This window comes from Candidatus Propionivibrio aalborgensis (genome assembly GCF_900089945.1).
Lineage (GTDB): Bacteria > Pseudomonadota > Gammaproteobacteria > Burkholderiales > Rhodocyclaceae > Propionivibrio > Propionivibrio aalborgensis.
Window position 1 is genome coordinate 1 of sequence record NZ_FLQY01000009.1, and the last position, 20,198, is coordinate 20,198.

Below are 20,198 nucleotides of genomic sequence, written 5' to 3' on the forward strand. Positions count from 1 at the left end.
CAGGAAAACCCTCTCGGCTTCGGTATCGGCCGTGGCTTGTATAACGAAAAAGGGAACTGGGAAGGCGTCTTTGCCATGGCGTTCCAGGATTCACACTTCAAGCCTTCGTATACCGGGGGTTACCAATGGAAAGCAATCTGGCGACCAGCCGAGGACGTTCGTCTGGGATTGGGTTATCTTGCAGGTTTGATGTCGCGCTCGGACATCCTGAGCTATGTGCCTTTTCCAATTGTGTTCCCAGTGGCTTCTGTGGCTTACAAGAACTTCAGTCTGGAAGGAACGTACATTCCCCCGGGTGGCGACAATGCCGGCAATGTCCTCTTTATCTGGGCCAAGTGGGAAATGGGCAAGACCGGTGAAGCAATCGGTACGCCGGCGCAGCCGGCGCCGCCAACTCCGACGGAAATGGCCAATGCATCATTCGGTCCTTCCACGCCGGTTACCAGGCAGCGTGTGCCGTATGGCCCCGTCCTTGAGCCGGGCTCGACCCCACGTCTGGTCTCCTCATCTGAAACCGTGCCACCAGTGGTGCGGGCCACAGGTCGCCGCGACGAGGAGGAAGTTCCCGACCCCCTGCCGTCCCTCGTTTTGCAACCCTCGAGAAGCATGGTGACGCCGCCCAAAGACAGCGCGGTATCGCGACCGGTGTTCCTCAGCGCATACCGTATGGGGGGTGACATTGATCGGGAGTTCAATGCGGAAGGGGAGGCCGAATTGCGCAAGATTGGCACCGTCGTCAATGCGGATCGATTGACCTACTGGCCGATTGACGATGAAATCGAGGCAGAGGGTAATGCGCGACTTGAACAGGGCGAGGATCTGATTACCGGCCCGAAGATGCGCTTGAAACTTGAGGACCAGGTCGGCTTCTTTGAGCAGCCTTCCTATACGATCAAACGTCAGCCGTCGTCCGGAGGAAAAGCCAAGGCAGAAACGGAATCTACGGCACTCAGTGCTGAGCAGCAAGATGAAGATTCATGGCTTACTTCGGGTTTTGCCTCGCCGCAGGTGCTAGACATCAAGCCGGGGCAAACGAGCTTTGACTACTCTAAGCAGAGCCCTCGGAGGGCGACCGTAGCGCGGGGAGAAGCGGATCGTATCGATTTCGAGGGCGAGAACCAGGTCCGGATGACCAATGCCACCTACACGACATGCGAACCGGGCAATGATGACTGGTATGCCAAGGCAGGCAGTCTCAAACTCGATTATGACCGCGAGGTAGCCGAGGGTACCGACGGTACGGTGTACTTTCTAGGTACGCCGATTCTCTATTCGCCATGGCTATCTTTCTCGCTCAACAACCAACGGAAATCGGGCTTCCTCGCGCCGACATTCGGTACGAGCAGTAACAGGGGCATCGAACTTGCGATGCCCTACTACTGGAATATTGCGCCGAACATGGATGCAACAATTGCGCCACGCGTGATGACCAAGCGTGGCGTTCAATTGAATAACGAATTCCGATATCTCAACACGGCGTTTGGCGGCACGTATCGAGGAGAGCTTCACGCCGAGGTGCTGCCCAACGACCGGGAGCGGAACGGCGAGAATCGCTACGGTTACTCGGTGCAGCATAACCAGGCGATGGCGAATGGCTTCTCCGGCGTGATCAACTACGGCAGGGTATCGGATGACGATTACTTCACCGATCTGTCCAGTCAGATTTCCCATACTTCGCAAGTCAATATCCTGCAGCAAGGCGTATTGAGCTATGGCGGGGGCGGATGGTGGAATGCAACAGCCAATTTCCAGCAGTATCAGACCTTGCAGCCCGATCCCGAGAATCCGACTCTGTACCCTTACCAGTTGTTGCCGCAGTTTACAGTCACTGCCAGAAGACCTGATCTGTATATGACCGATACCAGTTTCTTTGGGCAGTACACAAACTTTACAATCAAAGAGCGCATACAGAATGTCGATGGCGTGCCCACGCTTTACCCTGATGGTCAGCGGACCGTGCTTTATCCACAGGTTGCGCTACCTTACGTGACGCCGGGTTGGTATGTGACTCCGAAGATCGGGGTGAACGTCCGGCACTATGAGCTTTCCGGCCAGGCCGCTGGCACGCCGGGATCAATCAATACCACGCTGCCGATTTTCAGCATCGACTCGGGGATGACCTTCGAGCGGCCAAGCAACTGGTTCGGACGCGATTACACACAGACACTCGAGCCACGCCTCTTCTACGTGAATATCCCATACAAGAACCAGGAGCAGATACCGATATTCGATTCAGGTCTGGCGGATTTCAACTTCGCGCAGATTTTTTCCGAGAACCAGTTCTCCGGATGGGACCGTATCAATAATGCCAATCAGCTAACGGCGGCGATGACGACTCGATTGATTGAGCCATCATCCGGAAACGAGATCATGCGTGCGATGTTTGGGCAGCGTTTCTATTTCACCCGGAACAAGGTGGAACTCAACGCGAGTACAAGTACCCCGACAGAAGATCAGTCGTGGCAAAAATCCGATGTCCTCGCAGCATTCAGCGGTCAAATTCTGCCCAAGGTATATGCGGATGCAGCTTGGCAATACAATCTGAATGATCGCCAGGTAAATCGCTTTTCGATGGGGGGGCACTATCGTCCGGAACCGGGCAAGGTTTTCAATGCGGCCTATCGTTACAACCGCGATCCGAATGCGCCGATCGATCAGGTCGATTTTTCCGGACAGTGGCCCCTTACGGGACGCTGGACTGCTGTTGGCCGATTCAATTTCTCGTTCAAGGATGATGCAACCAACACTTCGACAGCCACACAGAATGGACGATTGATCGAATCCATAGCCGGGCTGGAGTACAACGGCGGTTGCTGGGTTGTGCGTGGCGTTGCGCAGCAAATCGCCCTTACCCAGGACAAGACCTCTACAGGGTTTTTCATCCAGCTTGAGCTGAATGATTTTTCGCGAATTGGTTCCAATCCGCTGAATCTTCTCAAACGCAATATTCAGGGCTACAGCCTGATCAATCAGCCGGCAGCCGACCCTGTCTTTGGTGAATAGGAGGCGCGACACATGACGCAATTGCTTCGTACCCTGGTACTGTATTTCTGTTTCGTCGGACTGGCTGCGTCACAATCGCCCAGCCGCCAAGTCAGGGAACCACTACCGGCTGATCGAATCGTTGCCGTTGTCAATGACGAGGTAATTACGCTCCATGAATTGCGTACGCGCCTCGATCTTGCGCTTAACCAGCTTAAGAAGCAGGGCACCCCATTGCCAGCTCGCGATGTTCTAGAGCGTCAGATGCTCGAGCGGTTAGTGATGGACAAGGTTCAATTGCAATTCGCACGCGAGACAGGTTTGCGCGTTGATGATGCACAGCTTGAGCAGGCGCTGCAGCGTATTGCCGCCGGCAACAAGATGTCACTTTCCCAGTTTCGCGAGGCACTGCAAAAAGATGGCATCCCGTTCGCGAGATTTCGTGAGGATATTCGTGAAGAGATGACCATATCGCGTGTCCGTGAGCGAGAAGTCGAGAACAAGATCACAATCTCGGAAGGCGAGATTGACAACTACCTTAGTGCCAATTCCGCCAAAGGTGGTGCTGGCGAAGAGTATGAAGTTGCCCATATCCTCCTGCGCGTGCCCGAGTCGGCGAGTCCGGAGCAGATTCAGAAGCTCAAGGCCAAGGCTGATGAGGTGATGGGGCGACTGAAGAAGGGCGAAGATTTTGCACAGCTTGCCGCAGCTTATTCTGACGCACCTGACGGCTTGCAAGGCGGCAATCTGGGCATGCGCCCCCTGGATCGCTTGCCAGGGAGTTTCGGAGAGTTGGTGATCAAGCTTCAAGTCGGTGAGGTCGCGCCGATTCTGCGAAGTCCAAACGGATTCCATATCGTCAAACTGGTTTCAAAACGAGGTGGTTCGGACATGCCAGCAGTGCAGCAGACCCATGCGCGACATATTCTGATCAAGGTAAACGAAGTGGTTTCGGAATCCGATGCCAGGCACACGCTGGCCGGTTTGTCCGAACGAATCAAGAATGGCGCCAGTTTTGCGGAGCTGGCCAGACTGTATTCGCAGGATGGGTCGGCATCCAAGGGTGGAGACCTGGGCTGGATCTACCCCGGCGATACCGTGCCGGAATTTGAGCGGGCAATGAACAAGCTCAAGCCCGGCGAGGTTAGCCAGGCAGTTCATTCGCCATTCGGATTTCACCTGATCGAAGTGCTTGAGCGACGCGTGCAGGACGTTTCGGCCGAGCGCCAACGGGTGATTGCGCGGCAGGTGCTGCGCGAGCGCAAGATGGATGAAGCGTATCAGGATTGGTTGCGTCAGGCGCGCGATCGCGCCTACGTGGAAATACGCATCGAGGAGCGCTGAGCCATGCTGGCCCGGCCCCTCGTCGCCGTCACTTCAGGAGAACCCGCAGGAGTCGGGCCTGAAATCTGTCTGCGATTGATGGACGGTGTTACGGGTGCGCTTAATGCGGACTTGGTCGTTCTAGGTGATCGTCATTTGATGGCCGCGCGTGCCGAAGCCATCAGTTTTACAGGCGAATTGCGCGAATGGTCTCCAGGTTTGATGCCATTGCCCGGACACCTTGATATCCTTCATGTGCCACTGTCTGTCCCTTCGCGTCCTGGACAACTTGATCCGGAAAATTCGTCTTATGTGCTTCAGTTGCTCCAGCGGGCGATCGAAGGCTGCAGAACGGGTGAGTTTTCCGCGATGGTTACGGCCCCTGTGCACAAAGGCGTGATCAACGACGCGGGCATTCCGTTCACCGGACACACCGAGTATCTGGCAGAGCAGACGCAAACTCCGCGCGTTGTGATGATGCTCACGGGCGGTGGTCTGAAAGTCGCATTGGCGACGACTCACCTGCCTTTGAAGGAGGTGCCATCGGCGTTGACGCAGAATTCCATTGAGCAGACGCTGCGTATCCTGCACGCTGATTTGGTCAGAAAATACGCCATCGAAGATCCGCGAATTCTGGTTGCCGGGCTCAATCCCCACGCCGGTGAAGGTGGGTACCTCGGGCGCGAGGAAATCGAGATCATTGCCCCGGTGCTGGACCGCTTGCGTGCCGAAGGCATGCGGCTGATTGGCCCCTTGCCTGCCGATACGATGTTCACGCCGCCGATGCTGGCCCTGGGCGATTGTGTATTGGCCATGTACCATGATCAGGGGTTGACGGCGCTCAAGTATGCGAGTTTTGGAGCCGGCATCAATGTGACGCTTGGCCTGCCAATCATCCGTACCTCGGTCGATCACGGTACTGCCCTCGAACTGGCCGGAAGCGGTCGGGCCGATCCGGGAAGTCTCTTCGTTGCTGTTGAGCAAGCTATTGAGATGGCGCAACGGCAGTGACGTACCTGCAATACAGCACTCACAGAATTCTGGGCTTCGGATTTCTGCTTTGCAGGTTCATGGAATGAGCAAGCGTGTGGCGCGCAAACGTTATAATTCCAGCGTAGCCCGTTGGCATGGGCTAGCCTGCTCTGAAGCATTTGAATTCAGGTACGCGGCATGAACCAGCATGTTCCACGCAAACGTTTTGGGCAGAATTTCCTGATTGACCGACAGGTGATAGCCGCTATTGTCGATGCAGTCGCACTGGAGCGTGACGATTGTGTCGTTGAGATAGGTCCTGGACTTGGAGCGTTGACTGACCCATTGCTGAAACTTCTGGATCATCTGCAAGTCGTCGAGATTGACCGCGATATCATCGCCCGATTGAAGACGCGTTATCCGCCAGGAAAACTGACCCTCCACGAGGGCGATGCCCTGGCTTTCGATTTTGCTTCGCTGTGCAAAGGATCATCCGCAGGTCTGCGCATTGTCGGCAATCTGCCCTACAACATCTCGACGCCATTGCTGTTCCATCTGGCCGGCTTTGCCGATCAGGTCGTCGACATGCACTTCATGCTCCAGAAGGAGGTTGTCGACCGTATGGTCGCCGAGCCCGGCACTCCCGACTATGGGCGTTTGACGGTAATGCTTCAGTATCGTTTTGTGATGGACTGGCTACTTGATGTGCCGCCGGAATCCTTCGACCCGGCGCCGAAGGTCGACTCGGCCTTGGTGCGTCTGATTCCCCGTCTGCCGGCTGACTTGTCGGCGAAAGACGAGTCAAGGTTCGCAGCGATAGTGTCTGCCGCTTTCGCTCAGCGGCGCAAGATGCTGCGCAATAATTTCAAGGGCATATTTGATGACACGGATTACGGGCGGCTCGGAATTTCCTCGACCGCCCGAGCGGAGGAACTGTCGGTTGAGGATTACATCCGCATAGCCAACAGCATGCGATGAATTTGCCAAGAAGCGACGACGGAAACTGTCGTCTGGATTGATTCACGGCGTGACGAACGGCGCACCGTAGTGGAGCGCCGCATTCTGTTGCAAGGCGGATTATGCAGAATTCGCTCAGCTTTGCTTCTTCATCGGGCAGGTGCTTATGCCGAGAAGCGGGTAAGCAGGACACCAGCCGATCAGCCCGGTCAGCAAGGGTACGACACCGATCCAGCCCCAGACACCGACGACGCCCATTGCTGCAAGTGCAATGAGGACTATGCCAACAGCAATGCGCAGGATGCGATCAAGCCCACCGACGTTCGCTTTCATGATGCTTCTCTCCAAAGGTTAATAAGGGAGGCAGTCTATGCCCGAGTCTCTGCGCTGTATGTAACCCAGGTCACAGAGCGGCATGGCTCCGGGTGTTCCGGGTGTCGATGCGAGGCATATTGCTTCGGAAGACACATCAAAAGAAACTTGAGGATCCCCATGCAGCCTTGTTTGCGTGCTTCGTGCTTTACGCGTTGGGTACTATTTCCGATCGATGCCGGCCAGTTGTTTCAAGCCGTCCCGGTCGAGCAGGCTTATCCGTTCGCGTCCGATAGAAACGAATCCCTGCGCGGCAAAGCCTTTTAGCAGTCTGCTGACGATTTCCCTGACGCTGCCCAGTTCATCGGCCAGCCCTTGATGTGTCGCCTGAATCGGCTCGCTCTTGCCGAGCAGTAGTTTGGCCAATCGCTGGTCGAGTCGGTGAAAGGCAACTTCCTCGACGAGTTGCATCAAATCGGCGATGCGGTCGGCGAGCAGGTGAAAGACGAAATCGCGGAAAGTGGCGTCTCCGGCTATCAAGCGTTCAAAAAGTGTTTTCGGCAGGATGGCTATCTGCAGTGCTGTCTCGGCGATGCCGCGTGCTGAGTAGGGCATGTGGCCGAGAAGGCAACTCGATGTGATTACGCAGGAGCCGCCCGGTTCTATGCGGTAGAGCAACATTTCTCGTCCGGCAGGCATGCTCTTCACGACTTTGATGGTGCCAGAGAGCAGTAGGGGAAAGCCGTTGCAGGGTTGCCGTTCTGCAAACAGGACGGTGCCCGATGTCAGGCGCGTTACGGCGTCCGGTCGGCAAAGCGCAGTAACCTCACCGTATTCAAGCCCTGCAAGCGAGGGATACAGCGCTAGAAGTTCGTTGGCCGATAGGGCGGGGATCATCCGTGGGAAATGTCGGAAATGTCGGCGGTAACCGGCGCGTGATCCGACGGCCGTTCGCGCTTGCGCATCTCGCGATCAATCCCAGCGGCGGCGCAGCGACTCGCCAGTGGGTCGGAGAGCAGAATATGATCAATGCGCAGTCCGTGATTCTTCTGGAATCCGAGCATCCGGTAATCCCACCATGAAAAGGCCTTTTCCGGCTGCTCGAAAAGGCGAAAACTGTCTTTCAGTCCCAGCGCCAGCAGACGCCTGAAAGCAGTACGCTCAGGCTCCGAGCACAGTATCTGGCCAGCCCATGCTTCTGGGTTGTGAACATCGCGATCATCCGGGGCGATGTTGAAGTCGCCGGCCAGCGCCAGCAGCGGGTTCTCCTGTAACAACTCGCCAAGCCAAGCCTCCAGTTCGTCCAGCCAGGCCAGCTTGTAGTCGTATTTTTCACTGCCGACTGCCTGACCGTTAGGTATGTAGGCGCATACGATACGGATGCCATTGACCGTGGCGGCGATCAGGCGCTTCTGCGGGTCGGGAAAATGCGGGTTGCCACGTATGACATCACTCGGTATTTCGCGAGTCAGGAGGGCGACACCGTTGTAGGTCTTTTGCCCGGAAAATTCAACCTGATAACCGGCGGATTCAATCTCCTTCTGTGGAAAATTGTGATCCTCCAGCTTGGTTTCCTGCAGGCAAAGGACGTCGGGTTGTTGTGCTGCGAGCCACTCCAGCAACTGTGGGAGGCGAACCTTGAGCGAGTTAACGTTCCAGGTGGCCAGTTTCATTGGCCAAAAGTGCCCGACGGCTTGGCACCATAGGCCGCCGATTTTGGATACCCGGCAAGATCAAGCAGGTTGTTCCATGCGTCGGGTTCAAAGCCCTTGAAGTTTTGCTGGCCGACGCTGATGCTGGGAACCCCTGCCTCGCTGCCCAGCCGTTTGGTCAATGCAGAGATTTCTTCCTGGGTGTTGAGCATTTTTTCGGTAAACGGGATGCCTCGTCCGTTGAGCAGATCGCGAGCAGTCTTGCATTCATTGACACAACTGGCGGCTGTATAAAGGGTTACCGGAAATCTTTCCGCTGCTTGGCGAGTGGCGTACGGCAGCTGTTGATCGTCAGCGCGTCCGTCGCCCGAAATCTTGACAACTTGTATGGCGCCCGGGGGTGGGGGTTTGTCCGAGTAAACGACTTGTCCTGTTGTTTTGTCGGTCCAGCGGTAGGTGGTGGTTTGGGCGCTGGCGGCTGAAACGCTTAGCAGGGTGACGCAAACCAGAATGAGAAGTCGCTTGGGCATGGCTATATCCTCCTGAATTACCCAGTAATCATACCACTGTGCCGGAGCAGCGCGTCGACCTGGGGTTCGCGGCCGCGGAATGCCCGGAAATTGTCCAGTGCAGGACGGGCGCCACCAACCGAAAGGATTTCGCTGAGGAAGCGCTTGCCCGTTGCCGGATCAAACGGATTTCTGGTTTCTTCGAAAGCCGCATAGCAGTCGGCCGAGAGAACCTCGGCCCATTTGTAGCTGAAGTATCCTGCGCCGTATCCGCCAGCGAAGATATGCGAGAAGCTGTTCGGAAAACGGTTCCATTCTGGCGGGACAATAACGGCAACCTCGCGCCGTACTTCGGCAAGAACTTCCAGAACGCTGGAATTGCCGGCATCCCCCGCCGATGGATCAAAGTCACTGTGCAAACGCATGTCGAATAGCGAGAATTCGATCTGGCGGATGATTTGCAGGCCGCTCTGGAAGTTCCTGGCCGCCAGCATCTTGTCGAACAGCGCGCGCGGCAGGGGGGCGCCGCTGTCGATATGCGCTGTCATCTGTTGCAGCACGCTCCAGTCCCAGCAATAGTTTTCCATAAATTGCGAGGGTAGTTCGACCGCATCCCATTCGACGCCGTGGATTCCAGAGACACCGAGTTCTTCGACCTGCGTCAGCAGGTGATGCAGCCCATGGCCCGTCTCGTGAAACAACGTGGTGACTTCGTCGTGCGTGAATGTCGCGGGCCGCAGTTGTCCACCTCTTCCGGAAACAGGGCGCGAGAAATTGCAGTTGAGGTACGCAACCGGTTTCTGGATGTCGCCCATAGTTTCACCGGTGGAGATCCGACGTCGGGTGATCGCTTCGTCCATCCAGGCACCGCCACGCTTTGTTTCGCGGGCATACAGATCAAGGTAGAACTGGCCGATGAGTTCGCCGGCATGTTCTCCGTCCCGAACCTCGATGCGAAAGAAGCGGACATCCTCATGCCATACGGGAGCCTCGTCAGGCTTGATGCAGACGCCAAACAGGTTTTCGACAACCTGGAAGAGGCCGTTCAGCACCTTGGGCTCGGTAAAGTATTGCTTCACTTCCTGTTCGGAGAAAGCGTAGCGCGCCTGCAATAGTTTTTCGGAAGCGTAACTGACATCCCAGGCCTCGAGCGTTTCAAGCGCCAGTTCGCGACGGGCGAATTCACGCAATTCGGCAATGTCTTTTTGCGCGAAAGGTCTGGCCTTGACTGCCAGGTCGCGCAGGAACGAAAGCACTTGCGGTACTGACTCAGCCATTTTTCGAACGAGCGAGACTTCGGCGAAGCTGTTGTAGCCAAGTAGTCGCGCTTCTTCTTGGCGAAGCTCAAGAATGCGACGGATGAGTGGCGTGTTGTCGAACTCGACCGGACCGAACTCGGCGGCACGGGTAGCATTGGCGCGATACATTACGGCGCGCAGTCTTCGGCTGTCGGCGTATTGCATCACCGGCAGGTAGGAAGGCATGTGCAACGTGAATTTCCAGGTTTGAGCCGGCGAGTATTTGCCATCCCGTGCAGCCTTGCCGTCTTTTTCTGCGGCTTCCCGGGCCGCTTCTATGACATCGTCCGGAAGCCCGGCCAGTTCGGCTTCATCGGTCACGATTTCGGCAAACGCATTGGTCGCATCGAGCAGGTTTTCGGAAAACTTGGCTGAGAGGCTGGACAATTCTTCGGAAATGGCCTTGAATCGCGACTTTTTGTCCTCGGGCAATTCGGCGCCGGCAAGGCGGAAATCGCGGATCTCGTTTTCGATGATCCTGCGCTGAACCGTGGAGAGGTTGGCGTACTCGCTGCTATCACGCAGTGCCCGGTACTTGTCAAAAAGCCGAAGGTTCTGACCGAGTTCGGCATTGAAGCGGGAGACGTCCGGCAGCATGCGATTGTAGGCTTCGCGCCATTCGGGTATGTCGTTGACGGCATGAAGGTGACAGACGATGCCCCAGGCGCGCGTGAGCTGCTCAATGCAATCATCGAGCGGAATGACAAAGCCGTCCCAGCTTGCCTTCACCTCGTCGGTTGTGAGCTGTCCGATAACGGTGCGGGCCTGATCAAGTAGCTCACCGATGGCCGGTTGGACATCGGCAGGAGTGACGGCATCGAAGCGTGGCAAGCCAGAAAAATCGAGCAGGGGATTGGTCGTTGCTGAGTCCATGGGATATCGGTTTTCCAAAACAGGTTTGGGCGGCCCTAGCCGCCATCAATTGATGCAACAGTCAGTTGTCACTTCTCGACAAGATCCTGGTAGGCGTGCCACGAGGCATGGCCAAGTAGAGGCATCGTTAACACCAGTCCGAGGAGCAGTGTGGCGAAGCCGGCCAGCGTTAGTGTCACGACCAGCACAGCCCAGAGAAACATTACGTCTGGATTGAGAACGGTGGCGCGCAGGCTCGTGATCATGGCGGTAACGAAGTCGACATCACGATCGATCAGCATGGGTATCGATACGGCGCTGACGGCGAATACGAGGATCGCCAGACAAGTTCCGACCATGAACCATGCCAGGGTAATTCCGGCGAATTCAGGATTCAGCAGCACGTCAAAAATGAATGACGAAAGATCCGGCGCCATTCCAGGGACGAGAAGTGCGAATATCACCGCCGAGGTGCGCTCCCACACGAGGGCTACCAGGGCCAGCAGGAGGCCGAACATGGCCATCGATTGACCGTTTCGGCGCCAGCCGTCAAGGGATTCCAGCAGGGTCGCGGGTTGACCTTCAGCCTGTCGGCGGCTGATTTCATATAGGCCGCCAGCGAGCAACGGGGCAATCAGGATAAATCCGGAAACAGCCGCAGTAAACAGATACGGTTTGCTCCAGGAGAAGATCAAGACAACGGCGCCGGCGATGCCGAACAGCAGGCCATAACTGAGGCTGGTCACCGGATTCGAGCGCATATCGTGCCAACCCGATTTGAGCCAGTTCCTCGGGCGAGCCAGGCTGACACGGCGTACGGAAGGCAAGGCAAATCCTTGGCCAGGTGGGGATTCTGGGTCACTCATGCGCTCTCCTCCAAGGTGTAAATCATGCTCTCCGACTCCGGCCGGGCGCCAAGGCTCTTGGTCGACAATATTCAGGCTGCTATGAATATGGCGGGTGGGACTGATTCTGCATCAATCGGTTTCGTTGGTGTCTTCTGCTTCCAGTGCCAATGTCTTGCGCATTCGCTTGATGCCGAACAAGGCGAGGATCGCGATCAGCGGAATCGAAATGGCGGTGGCAACTTCCGGCGAGATGACAGGGAAAAGGTATTTTCCTCCCTTGGTGAGGTATTGCACAAGCTGCGAGCCGTAATAGGTGATGGCGACAATCGACAGACCTTCGACGGTTTCCTGCAGGCGTAACTGAACTTTTGCGCGGGTGTTCATCTGGGTCAGCTGTTCCTGGTTCTGCCGTTTGAGCTCGATATCGACCCGCGTGCGCAGCAACTGGCTGTTGCGAGCCACTCGGCACGAAAGGTCTTCCTGGCGTTTGGCCATTGCGGCACAGGTGCTCATCGCTGGATGGAATCGGCGCTGCATGAATTCGTGCAGCGTCTGATAGCCCGGAACGCGAATCTCGCGCAATTCCTCGATGCGTTGCCATACCAGACTATTGAACGCATGGGAGGCGCCAAAGCGGACGGTGGTGCGTGCCACCGAATGTTCGACTTCCGCCGCCATCTTCGAGAGGTCGGTCAGAACGGAGCGTTCGTCTTCCGGTGTACTGGCGCTTACGATGTGATCCATTAATTCAGCCAAACGGCTTTCGGCGCCGTTTAGCCAGTTGCCGACTTCCGTCGCAACCGGCAGACCAAGCAGAGCCATCATGCGATAGGTCTCAATCTCGAACAGTCGCTGAACTGCGCGGCCGGGCTGGCGCCCCGTCAAGCTTTCATCAAGTAGCAGGAAGCGCGAGAAACCGTTGTCAAACATGAAATCGGTAAATACCCAGGCTGCTCCATTGGCAATTCGGGAGACGACCATCTGTCGGCCAGACTTTGGTGAAAGGCTAGAGAATACCGACTCGGGTGTAACGTCCTCGGTTGAGCGCAATTCGATATGGGAAGCCACGATCAACTTGCCCGGAATGGCCGATAGCCAGTCCGGAAAGACGCTGTCAAAGGCGGTCGCGTCCGGGTGACGCGGCTCGCCGGCTTGCAGCGGACGAAAGAATGTGTAGCTCGAATATTCGGTATGTAATTCCCAGCGCATCTGAAAGTTTCCGGCGTCCAGCAGCAGATGCGTCGCCGAATTTTCGATGAATTTGCACGGGCTGGTTTGGCAGATTCGCAGAACGTTTTCGCGCTCATCCTGACCGGACAGGCCATCATGTTGGAACGCAAGATGCGAAATCAGCGAGGGATTGTTCAACGGGACAGGCGTACGCGCATGGAACTCGTTGTTCAGATACTCGCGTAACGGGTGTTGCTCAATGTCAGTAAGGTTGAATCGGGCGTGCATTCATTCTCCAGAATTCTGATTATTTCGATCTTCCTGATTCATGTAAGAAATCGCGTGGCGACACAGACGAGTTGCCGGAACTTGCCGAGACAATTCCAGAATCAGGATAATGCGCTTGTGTCGGGATGTCTGTGCGAGCTGAAAGTTGGTGGGCTTACCGTGCTGCTGGATGATTCGACTACCAGTGATGCACAAAATTCAACCCGCCGGACGTAGCAACGGACGACGACGGTACCTGGCAACTCGTGTGCCGGTTCAGGTCTTGGGAGCCGCGCGATCACCGATGCGTACTATGGTCATCGTATTCGTTCCTCCGGTCAGACCCATCTGGTCACCGTAGGAAAGCACGATCAAATCTCCCTTGGTGACCACGCCAGCCTCGATCAACCGTTGTTCGGCTTCGTAGCGCAGGATATCGGGATCTTGATGCGTTTCTTTCATCAGCAGCGGGAATACCTCACGATATAGCGTCATTTTCGATCGCGCCGTAGGTTCCGGCGTCAATGCGAAGATCGGTATTCCACAATTCAGCCGACTCATCCAGAGCGCTGTAGAGCCGGAAGTCGTTAGTGCGGCAACGGCTTTGACATTGAGGTGATAGGCAGCAAAAACCGCAGCCATGGCGATCGACTGGTCGATTCGCGTAAAAATCCGGTCGAGAAAGTCGCGATCGAGCGTAATCAGAATCGATTTTTCTGCTTCCAGGCAGATGCGAGCCATGGACTCGACCGTTTGCACCGGGTATTTGCCTGCCGCCGTTTCGGCTGAAAGCATGACTGCGTCCGTGCCGTCGAGCACAGCGTTCGCCACGTCTGAAACTTCGGCACGGGTCGGAGTCGGCGAAAGGATCATCGATTCCATCATCTGTGTCGCCGTAATCGCCAACTTGTTTTTAGTGCGCGCCAAACGAATCATTCGTTTCTGCAATGCGGGAACGGCGGCATCACCGACTTCAACAGCGAGATCGCCGCGTGCTACCATGAGGCCGTCGGCAGCGTCGAGTATTTCTTCCAGCGCTGCAACCGCCTCGACGCGCTCGATTTTGGCAATGGTGAGTGCATGGCCGCCGCAAGCCAGCATCAATTGACGCGCCATGTACATGTCGGGAGCGCCCTTGGGGAAGGAAACGGCGAGAAAGTCGGCACCGATAAGCGCGGCTGTCTTGATGTCGTCCATGTCCTTGGCAGTAAGTGCCGGGGCCGACAAGCCACCCCCCTGGCGGTTGATGCCCTTGTTGTTCGAGAGTTCGCCGCCGTGGCGTACGGTGGTGTGAATCTCCTTGCCGGCGACACGCTCAACGTCAAGCACAATGCGCCCGTCGTCAAGCAACAGCACATTGCCGGAACTGACGTCCTTGGGCAGGTCCTTGTAATCAAGACCTACTCGTTGCTGATCACCTTGTTCGCATTGGGCATCAAGAATGAAATGATCGCCGGCTTCCAGAGTGATCTTGCCGACGATGAATTTTCCGATGCGGATTTTTGGACCCTGCAAGTCCGCGAGGATTCCGACCGGGCGGTCCACTTGAGCGGCAATTCTCCGCACGCTGGCGGCGAGGGCGATGTGATCGTCCTTGTTGCCATGCGAGAAGTTGAGCCGCACCACGTCTACGCCGGAACGAATCAGTCTTTCAATGACGAGTGGGTCGCGAGATGCGGGGCCAAGGGTGGCTACGATCTTGGTATGGCGGGACATTCACTTCCTTAGGTCATCAGGCCCGAGCAAACCGCTCTTCTTTCGTCCAATTCGCGCTTGCGGGCTGTGCGTAAACCCGCATTCTAGCGGCTGTTTCATCATTGCGCCGAAAACCTGTCGCGGGGTTGCATCACCCCTCACCTATCGGGGAAATGCTAGTTTGGCGAGACGACCTCGCCAAACTAGCAGGGCATGAGTTTAGAGCAGGGGTGTTGCAGCAAGATTACGCGCTGCTCTGAGTGCGCTGCAGGGCTGATGAGCGCGTCCCCGGCACTATCCTGAAATGAGCATCCTGGCGACCGGGAATGACGCTTCCAACAGTCCTTCAGCCCTAAAACCGGGATTGCTACACGAGGAGTAGAAGAAGGGGCGGGTGAACCAAGCACCACCGCCAACGGAGGTAGCACGAATACCCGGACATGTGAAAGCTCCGGGAATTTCATTCAACCGCCGTCAACGACAGGGTCGCTTGATTGTTGATGGCTCGCGCTGTAGCTGACAGTCTGAAATACGACTGTAGAGCTATCAAATGTTGGCGGAACGCCACCACTGATTGTAGTTGTCCCGCAACTCACGATGGTTGAACATCGGGTAAAACACCAAATCGGCGCCATTCCCGATATAGAAACCCTTTTTGATCATGCGGTACGGGAATTCCAGCGAGTGTACGCGATGTACCATCTTGCTGTCCTTGGTACTCGGCTTGTCCCCGGATCTTGGTTCCAAAACCATCAGGGCCTCGCGCAGGTGATGCATGAACGAGTAGGGGAGATTGTTCGCTTGGCCGTTTTCCGGGTCAGTCGCCAACTCGTCGAGTTCGAGTTCGACAAAGCAGAGTGCGGGGAAACGGATAAACTTGGTCGGGCTGGTGGTGACGCTCTCATAGAATGTGACTGGGTCCAGATTGCTGACAACCAGACTGTTGGTTGGCGAAAGATCCTGGTAAAGATGCAGAACCGAGTCTCTTTCCGGAGTCAATACGCCACGATCAAGCCCCAAGGTGTGGCCGTAGGCGGTTGTCAGATAAAGTTTGCCTAGCGCACTGATCGGGAGATGTTCCAGTACCCGATAGACAGAGATGTAAACAGAGTGCTTTGGCGTGCCGTCGGCGGCGGGAACGCAGCGTTCAATGGCTGTCTCGATATCGAAATAATCATTCCGGAAGTCTGGGGCGACTTCAAAGAACAGGCTTTGCCCCTTTGACTTGTAGCCGCTACCTGTCGAGTAATACTGCCCGAATTTCTCCGGCGGAAGATTGGAGGCAATCAGCGCCTCGGGAATGAGAGAAAAATAAAGATGAACAGTCATGTCTGCATACCCTTCCCACTATTGAATGGATCACAACTAAATGAATCGGACTAAACGAATATTGCGCTATCAAGATTGTGCTAGTTAACCACTGGGGTAATTATATGGCGGCGCCGCGTCAATGTCATTCGGTAAACAAGCGAAATATGGTCTTGCCGGAAGGTGCGATCGGCAGGATGGCGGATAGGGCAGTTCGGTCAAGTTCGAGCGACGCGCGAAGAATTCGAGTCGATGGCGATCTGGGCACTGATCACCGTGAAGCGATTTCTCGCACGATCAGGAAGAATCGCGCAAGAGAACGCGTGGTCAACGCAGCAGCGCGATATATACGCCGGTAATGATCGCCGTGGTAATAACCCCGCTGATGTTGGCGCCTAGGGCTTGTGGCAGGATGATTGCCGATGGGTTGACGCCAGTCGCGATTTTCTGCACCACTTTGGCGGTCGTAGGCACACAGCTGACCCCGGCAATACCGATCATCGGGTTGAATTTCTTTCCGGTCGCGAAATAAAGGACATACCCTCCGACTATTCCGCCGATCGCTGAAATCAGAAGCGCCAGGATGCCGAGCAGCAGCAATTTGAGTACCGTTGGATCGAGCAGGGTGTTGGCCTCGCAGAGCACGCCCAACGTGAGTCCGAGAAAGAATGTGGCGCCGTAGAGGAAGGTCTCGCCGATGACATCGGCGAAGTTTTGCAATCCACTTTCGCGCACGGCGACGCCGAGAAAAAGGGAAAAGAACAGCGGCGCTGCAACCGGAAACAACAGGCACAACAGCGTGCAGGCGACTACGGCAAAGACAAGCTTCTGTTGCCGGGTGATCGTTGGGCCGACATCGGCAGCCATGTTGATGCCGCGCAGCTTTTTCGGGATAAGCCACTTAATCAGATAGGGATACCCGCCGTAGGTGAGGCCGAGGTACAAATAGCCCACCACGGTGATCGGAACGAACAGGTGCTTGGCCAAAACCAGCGAAGTGAACAACACCATTGGGCCGTCTGCACCGCCGATCGTGGCGACAGAAGCGGCTTCCTGCTCAGTAAGGCCCAAGCCGACGGCAATCGGGAAAACGGCAATGGTTCCCAATTCAGCAAACAAGGCAATGATCATGCTCTGGAAAGGGCGCGCCATGACGTAACCGACATCCAGTAGTACGCCGATACCCATAAACACAAGGCACGCGATCAGGCCGTTGCTGAAGGTCAGCGTGTAGATCGGCTGCAGCCAGTTGATTTGCATGATGTTGACCAGATCCGTCGGGTCGGACATCAGCGGGTCGACGAACAGCGTTCCCATCTTTCCGCCTTCGAGAAACATCACTCCAGCATTAATCGTCGACATGCCCAGCCCCATCGGGATCATCAACAAAGGTTCAAGTACGTTTCGAGAACCGAGATACATCAGGAAGAAGCCGAGCAGCATCAGAAAGATTCGACCAAACATGATCTTCGGTTCGGAAGCCGCCAAGGTGGCGATACCCTGAAAGAGATCGATAAAGTTAATGGTTTCCATGGGATTCAGACCTCTTAGCAGGCGGGTCGAACCGCCAGTGGCTATTGCGATGCGAAAACGGCTGGCACAGGGGGTACCGGGTTTGAGAGCGGGGCCGACAGACTGCCTACGTAGACGCGATCAGGCGATGGTCAGCAATGCCTGACCGTTTTCGACGCCGTCGCCTACCGCGACAAGTATGCGCGCGACTTGACCAGAGCGATCTGCGATCACCGGAACCTTCATTTTCATGGCTTCAAGTTCGACGACGACGTCGCCTTCATTGACGCTATGTCCCTGTTTTACCGGGATGTTAACAACAACACCACCCATCTGGGCGCATTGATCTCCGGCGCCCGCTGGCCCAGTCTTCGCCGAAGGTGCAGCGGCGACCATCGCGGCGGCCGGAACCGAGCTGATTGGAGCTATCTGTGCCGCAATCGGTGTGTAAGAAGGCATGGCCTGGGGGGATCCCGCACCGATTTCGAGAACATCAACGTCGTAATCGACGTTGTTGACGGTGACTTTGAATTTTCTTGGCATGATATTTCGCCTTGCAATTTAGTGTCTTGGTTGATGAGAATGCTGGGCGATACGACCTTCGTTTGCCCAAGAACGTTTGCTTTCGGCAATACGCAATACGTGATGCGGTCCGGTGACGACGGCAACTGCCGCCGAAATTGCCGCGACCACCTCAGACGGAACTCCGGCTACTGCGCCTAAGTCTGCGGATTTCTGCACGGTTGCGACCGCCTTGACAACGGGCTCGGCACGGCTTGTCAGAACAACCAGCAACTTGATCAGTACGGCAACGAGCATCGAGATGGCGATGGCAATCCCGTAAATCTGAATCGCTTTGATTGCGGCCAGGCTAAACATGGATGTTGGTCCTCCGGGCTTTACAGCGGCATGTTGCCGTGCTTCTTGCTGGGGCGAAGTTCGCGCTTGTTCAGCGTCTTGCGTAGCGCGATCGAAATGGCGGCCCGGGTCTCGCAGGGCTCGATGACATCGGTAATGTAAAAATTGGCAGCCGCCTCGTACGGAGACGCGAATTCATCGCGGTACTCCTGTGCCAGTTCGGCCGCGCGGGCAGCGCGGTCCTCGGCCGCGTCAAGTTCCTTGCGGTACAGGATTTTGACCGCAGCTTCGGAACCCATGACGGCGATTTCAGCGGTTGGCCAGGCAAACACCATATCGGCCCCCAATTCCTGACTGCACATCGCAAGATAGGAGCCACCATAGGATTTGCGTAGCAATACAGTGATCTTTGGCGTTGTGCAGGAAGCATAGGCATGAAGCATCTTGGCGCCATGCCGGATGATTCCGCCACGTTCTTGTTCTACCCCCGGCAGGAATCCAGGGACATCAACCAGGGTAACCAACGGCACGTTGAATACGTTGCAGGTACGAACGAAGCGCGCCACTTTGTCGGCGGCGTTGAGGTCAAGGGCTCCAGCCATTACCTTCGGCTGGTTGGCAACGACTCCGACAATCACGCCCGAAAACCTGGCGAAGCCCACGATGACATTGCGGGCAAAATCGGCGTGTACCTCGAGCAGTTCACCGTTATCCACTAGGCGCCTTATGATCGACTCCATGTCTAGCGGTTCTGACGGGGAGTCCGGAACGAGTTCCTCCAGCCCACGGTCCGGGGTGTCCTCGATCATGGTATCGAGATTGTGTGGGGGATCCTCGGTATTGTTGGCAGGAAGGAACGAAAGAATGCGTTTAACCAACGCAATCGCACTCTGATCGTCTTCAGCGACAAAGTGAACGTTTCCACTGACGGACGAGTGCATCGTGGCGCTGCCAACTTCCTCCATGGTTGTTGCGCGACCTGTGACTGCTTTGATCACCTCAGGTCCCGTCAGGAACATGTGCGAATTCTTGCGCGTCATGATCACGAAATCCATCAAGGCCGGCGAGTAGGCCGCACCCCCCGCGCAGGGCCCGCACACGACTGCGATTTGGGGCACAACGCCCGAGAGCATTACGTTCGAGTAAAATACGTCGCCGTAACCGGAGAGAGCATCGACACCTTCCTGAATTCGCGCTCCGCCGGAATCCTTGAAGGCGACAACCGGAACGCCGGTCTTTAGAGCGTAGCGCATGATGCGGGTGATCTTGCGCGCCTGCATCTTGCCAAGCGTACCGGCCAGCACATTGAAATCCTGGCTGTAGCTGGCGACCTGTACGCTTCCCAGATAACCCGTGCCAGTGATCACGCCGTCGGCGGGCAACTCGCGTCCCGCCATTCCGAAATGCACGGCGTGGTGCTTTGCGTGCATGCCGACTTCCTGAAAGGTTCCTTCGTCGAAAAGCCAGTTGATCCGCTCGCGAGCCGAAAGCAAACCCTTGGCATGCAAGGCATCAAGTTTCTCGGGGCTAACGTGCTCAGTTATCTTTCCCCGCCTTGTTCGCAGGATTTCTATCAGTTCGGGTTTGATTGCCATGGGTGCCTTTGCCAAGTGATCTTTAATAGGTCGTTGCCCGACCGTCAGACTTGCGGGCCTCCTCGCACAGGGACGGTTAGTCGAGTCA

At 56.1% G+C, this 20,198-nt stretch carries 17 protein-coding genes; 4 read left to right on the forward strand and 13 right to left on the reverse strand.

The genetic code is table 11. The features are described from left to right. The 4 genes from lptD to rsmA all read left to right on the forward strand — a co-directional run. On the forward strand, nucleotides 1–3,003 hold a 3,003-nt coding region (gene lptD, locus PROAA_RS00465), incomplete at its 5' end, for an LPS assembly protein LptD (RefSeq protein ID WP_186409421.1). Between the two features lie 12 nt (nucleotides 3,004–3,015). After that, nucleotides 3,016–4,326 (forward strand): peptidylprolyl isomerase, encoded by a 1,311-nt coding sequence (locus PROAA_RS00470; RefSeq protein WP_186409422.1) that lies wholly within the window; start codon nucleotides 3,016–3,018, stop codon nucleotides 4,324–4,326. Nucleotides 4,327–4,329: 3 nt separating this feature from the next. Beyond that, nucleotides 4,330–5,316 (forward strand): 4-hydroxythreonine-4-phosphate dehydrogenase PdxA, encoded by a 987-nt coding sequence (gene pdxA / locus PROAA_RS00475; protein ID WP_186409423.1) that lies wholly within the window; start codon nucleotides 4,330–4,332, stop codon nucleotides 5,314–5,316. A 159-nt stretch (nucleotides 5,317–5,475) separates the two neighbouring features. Further along, the gene (gene rsmA / locus PROAA_RS00480; RefSeq protein WP_186409424.1) at nucleotides 5,476–6,255 is read left to right on the forward strand and encodes a 16S rRNA (adenine(1518)-N(6)/adenine(1519)-N(6))-dimethyltransferase RsmA; all 780 of its coding nucleotides are present in this window, start codon (nucleotides 5,476–5,478) and stop codon (nucleotides 6,253–6,255) included. 114 nt (nucleotides 6,256–6,369) lie between these two features. Here the strand turns inward: rsmA and PROAA_RS00485 are convergent, their stop codons facing one another. The 13 genes from PROAA_RS00485 to PROAA_RS00545 all read right to left on the reverse strand — a co-directional run bounded on the left by PROAA_RS00485 (nucleotide 6,370) and on the right by PROAA_RS00545 (nucleotide 20,110). Next, nucleotides 6,370–6,567 (reverse strand): YgaP family membrane protein, encoded by a 198-nt coding sequence (locus PROAA_RS00485; protein WP_186409425.1) that lies wholly within the window; start codon nucleotides 6,565–6,567, stop codon nucleotides 6,370–6,372. 201 nt (nucleotides 6,568–6,768) lie between these two features. Further along, nucleotides 6,769–7,443 carry a Crp/Fnr family transcriptional regulator gene (locus tag PROAA_RS00490; RefSeq protein ID WP_186409426.1) on the reverse strand — a complete coding sequence of 225 codons (675 nt, stop codon included), beginning with the start codon at nucleotides 7,441–7,443 and terminating at the stop codon, nucleotides 6,769–6,771. Continuing rightward, a complete protein-coding gene (gene xth / locus PROAA_RS00495; protein ID WP_186409427.1) occupies nucleotides 7,440–8,219 on the reverse strand; it encodes an exodeoxyribonuclease III in 780 nt (259 codons plus the stop codon). The genes PROAA_RS00490 and xth overlap by 4 nt, the downstream gene beginning before the upstream one ends. Continuing rightward, nucleotides 8,216–8,728 carry a glutaredoxin family protein gene (locus PROAA_RS00500; RefSeq protein WP_186409428.1) on the reverse strand — a complete coding sequence of 171 codons (513 nt, stop codon included), beginning with the start codon at nucleotides 8,726–8,728 and terminating at the stop codon, nucleotides 8,216–8,218. The genes xth and PROAA_RS00500 overlap by 4 nt, the downstream gene beginning before the upstream one ends. A gap of 17 nt (nucleotides 8,729–8,745) precedes the next feature. Further along, nucleotides 8,746–10,878 (reverse strand): M3 family metallopeptidase, encoded by a 2,133-nt coding sequence (locus PROAA_RS00505; RefSeq protein ID WP_186409429.1) that lies wholly within the window; start codon nucleotides 10,876–10,878, stop codon nucleotides 8,746–8,748. 68 nt (nucleotides 10,879–10,946) lie between these two features. Further along, on the reverse strand, nucleotides 10,947–11,723 hold the full coding sequence (locus PROAA_RS00510; RefSeq protein WP_186409430.1) for a DUF2189 domain-containing protein: 777 nt from the start codon (nucleotides 11,721–11,723) through the stop codon (nucleotides 10,947–10,949). A 111-nt stretch (nucleotides 11,724–11,834) separates the two neighbouring features. Continuing rightward, complete coding sequence (locus PROAA_RS00515; RefSeq protein WP_186409431.1) at nucleotides 11,835–13,163, reverse strand: DUF3422 family protein; 1,329 nt, start codon at nucleotides 13,161–13,163, stop codon at nucleotides 11,835–11,837. Nucleotides 13,164–13,418: 255 nt separating this feature from the next. Continuing rightward, nucleotides 13,419–14,858 carry a pyruvate kinase gene (pyk, locus tag PROAA_RS00520; protein ID WP_186409432.1) on the reverse strand — a complete coding sequence of 480 codons (1,440 nt, stop codon included), beginning with the start codon at nucleotides 14,856–14,858 and terminating at the stop codon, nucleotides 13,419–13,421. A 525-nt stretch (nucleotides 14,859–15,383) separates the two neighbouring features. Then, nucleotides 15,384–16,166 (reverse strand): hypothetical protein, encoded by a 783-nt coding sequence (locus tag PROAA_RS00525; protein ID WP_186409433.1) that lies wholly within the window; start codon nucleotides 16,164–16,166, stop codon nucleotides 15,384–15,386. 306 nt (nucleotides 16,167–16,472) lie between these two features. After that, nucleotides 16,473–17,678: a sodium ion-translocating decarboxylase subunit beta gene (locus tag PROAA_RS00530; RefSeq protein WP_186409434.1), complete on the reverse strand. Its 1,206-nt coding sequence runs from the start codon at nucleotides 17,676–17,678 to the stop codon at nucleotides 16,473–16,475. Nucleotides 17,679–17,798: 120 nt separating this feature from the next. Beyond that, the gene (locus PROAA_RS00535; protein ID WP_186409435.1) at nucleotides 17,799–18,200 is read right to left on the reverse strand and encodes a biotin/lipoyl-containing protein; all 402 of its coding nucleotides are present in this window, start codon (nucleotides 18,198–18,200) and stop codon (nucleotides 17,799–17,801) included. An 18-nt stretch (nucleotides 18,201–18,218) separates the two neighbouring features. Continuing rightward, nucleotides 18,219–18,536 carry a hypothetical protein gene (locus PROAA_RS00540; protein ID WP_186409436.1) on the reverse strand — a complete coding sequence of 106 codons (318 nt, stop codon included), beginning with the start codon at nucleotides 18,534–18,536 and terminating at the stop codon, nucleotides 18,219–18,221. 20 nt (nucleotides 18,537–18,556) lie between these two features. After that, on the reverse strand, nucleotides 18,557–20,110 hold the full coding sequence (locus PROAA_RS00545) for an acyl-CoA carboxylase subunit beta (RefSeq protein WP_186409437.1): 1,554 nt from the start codon (nucleotides 20,108–20,110) through the stop codon (nucleotides 18,557–18,559). Between the last annotated feature and the right edge of the window lie 88 nt (nucleotides 20,111–20,198).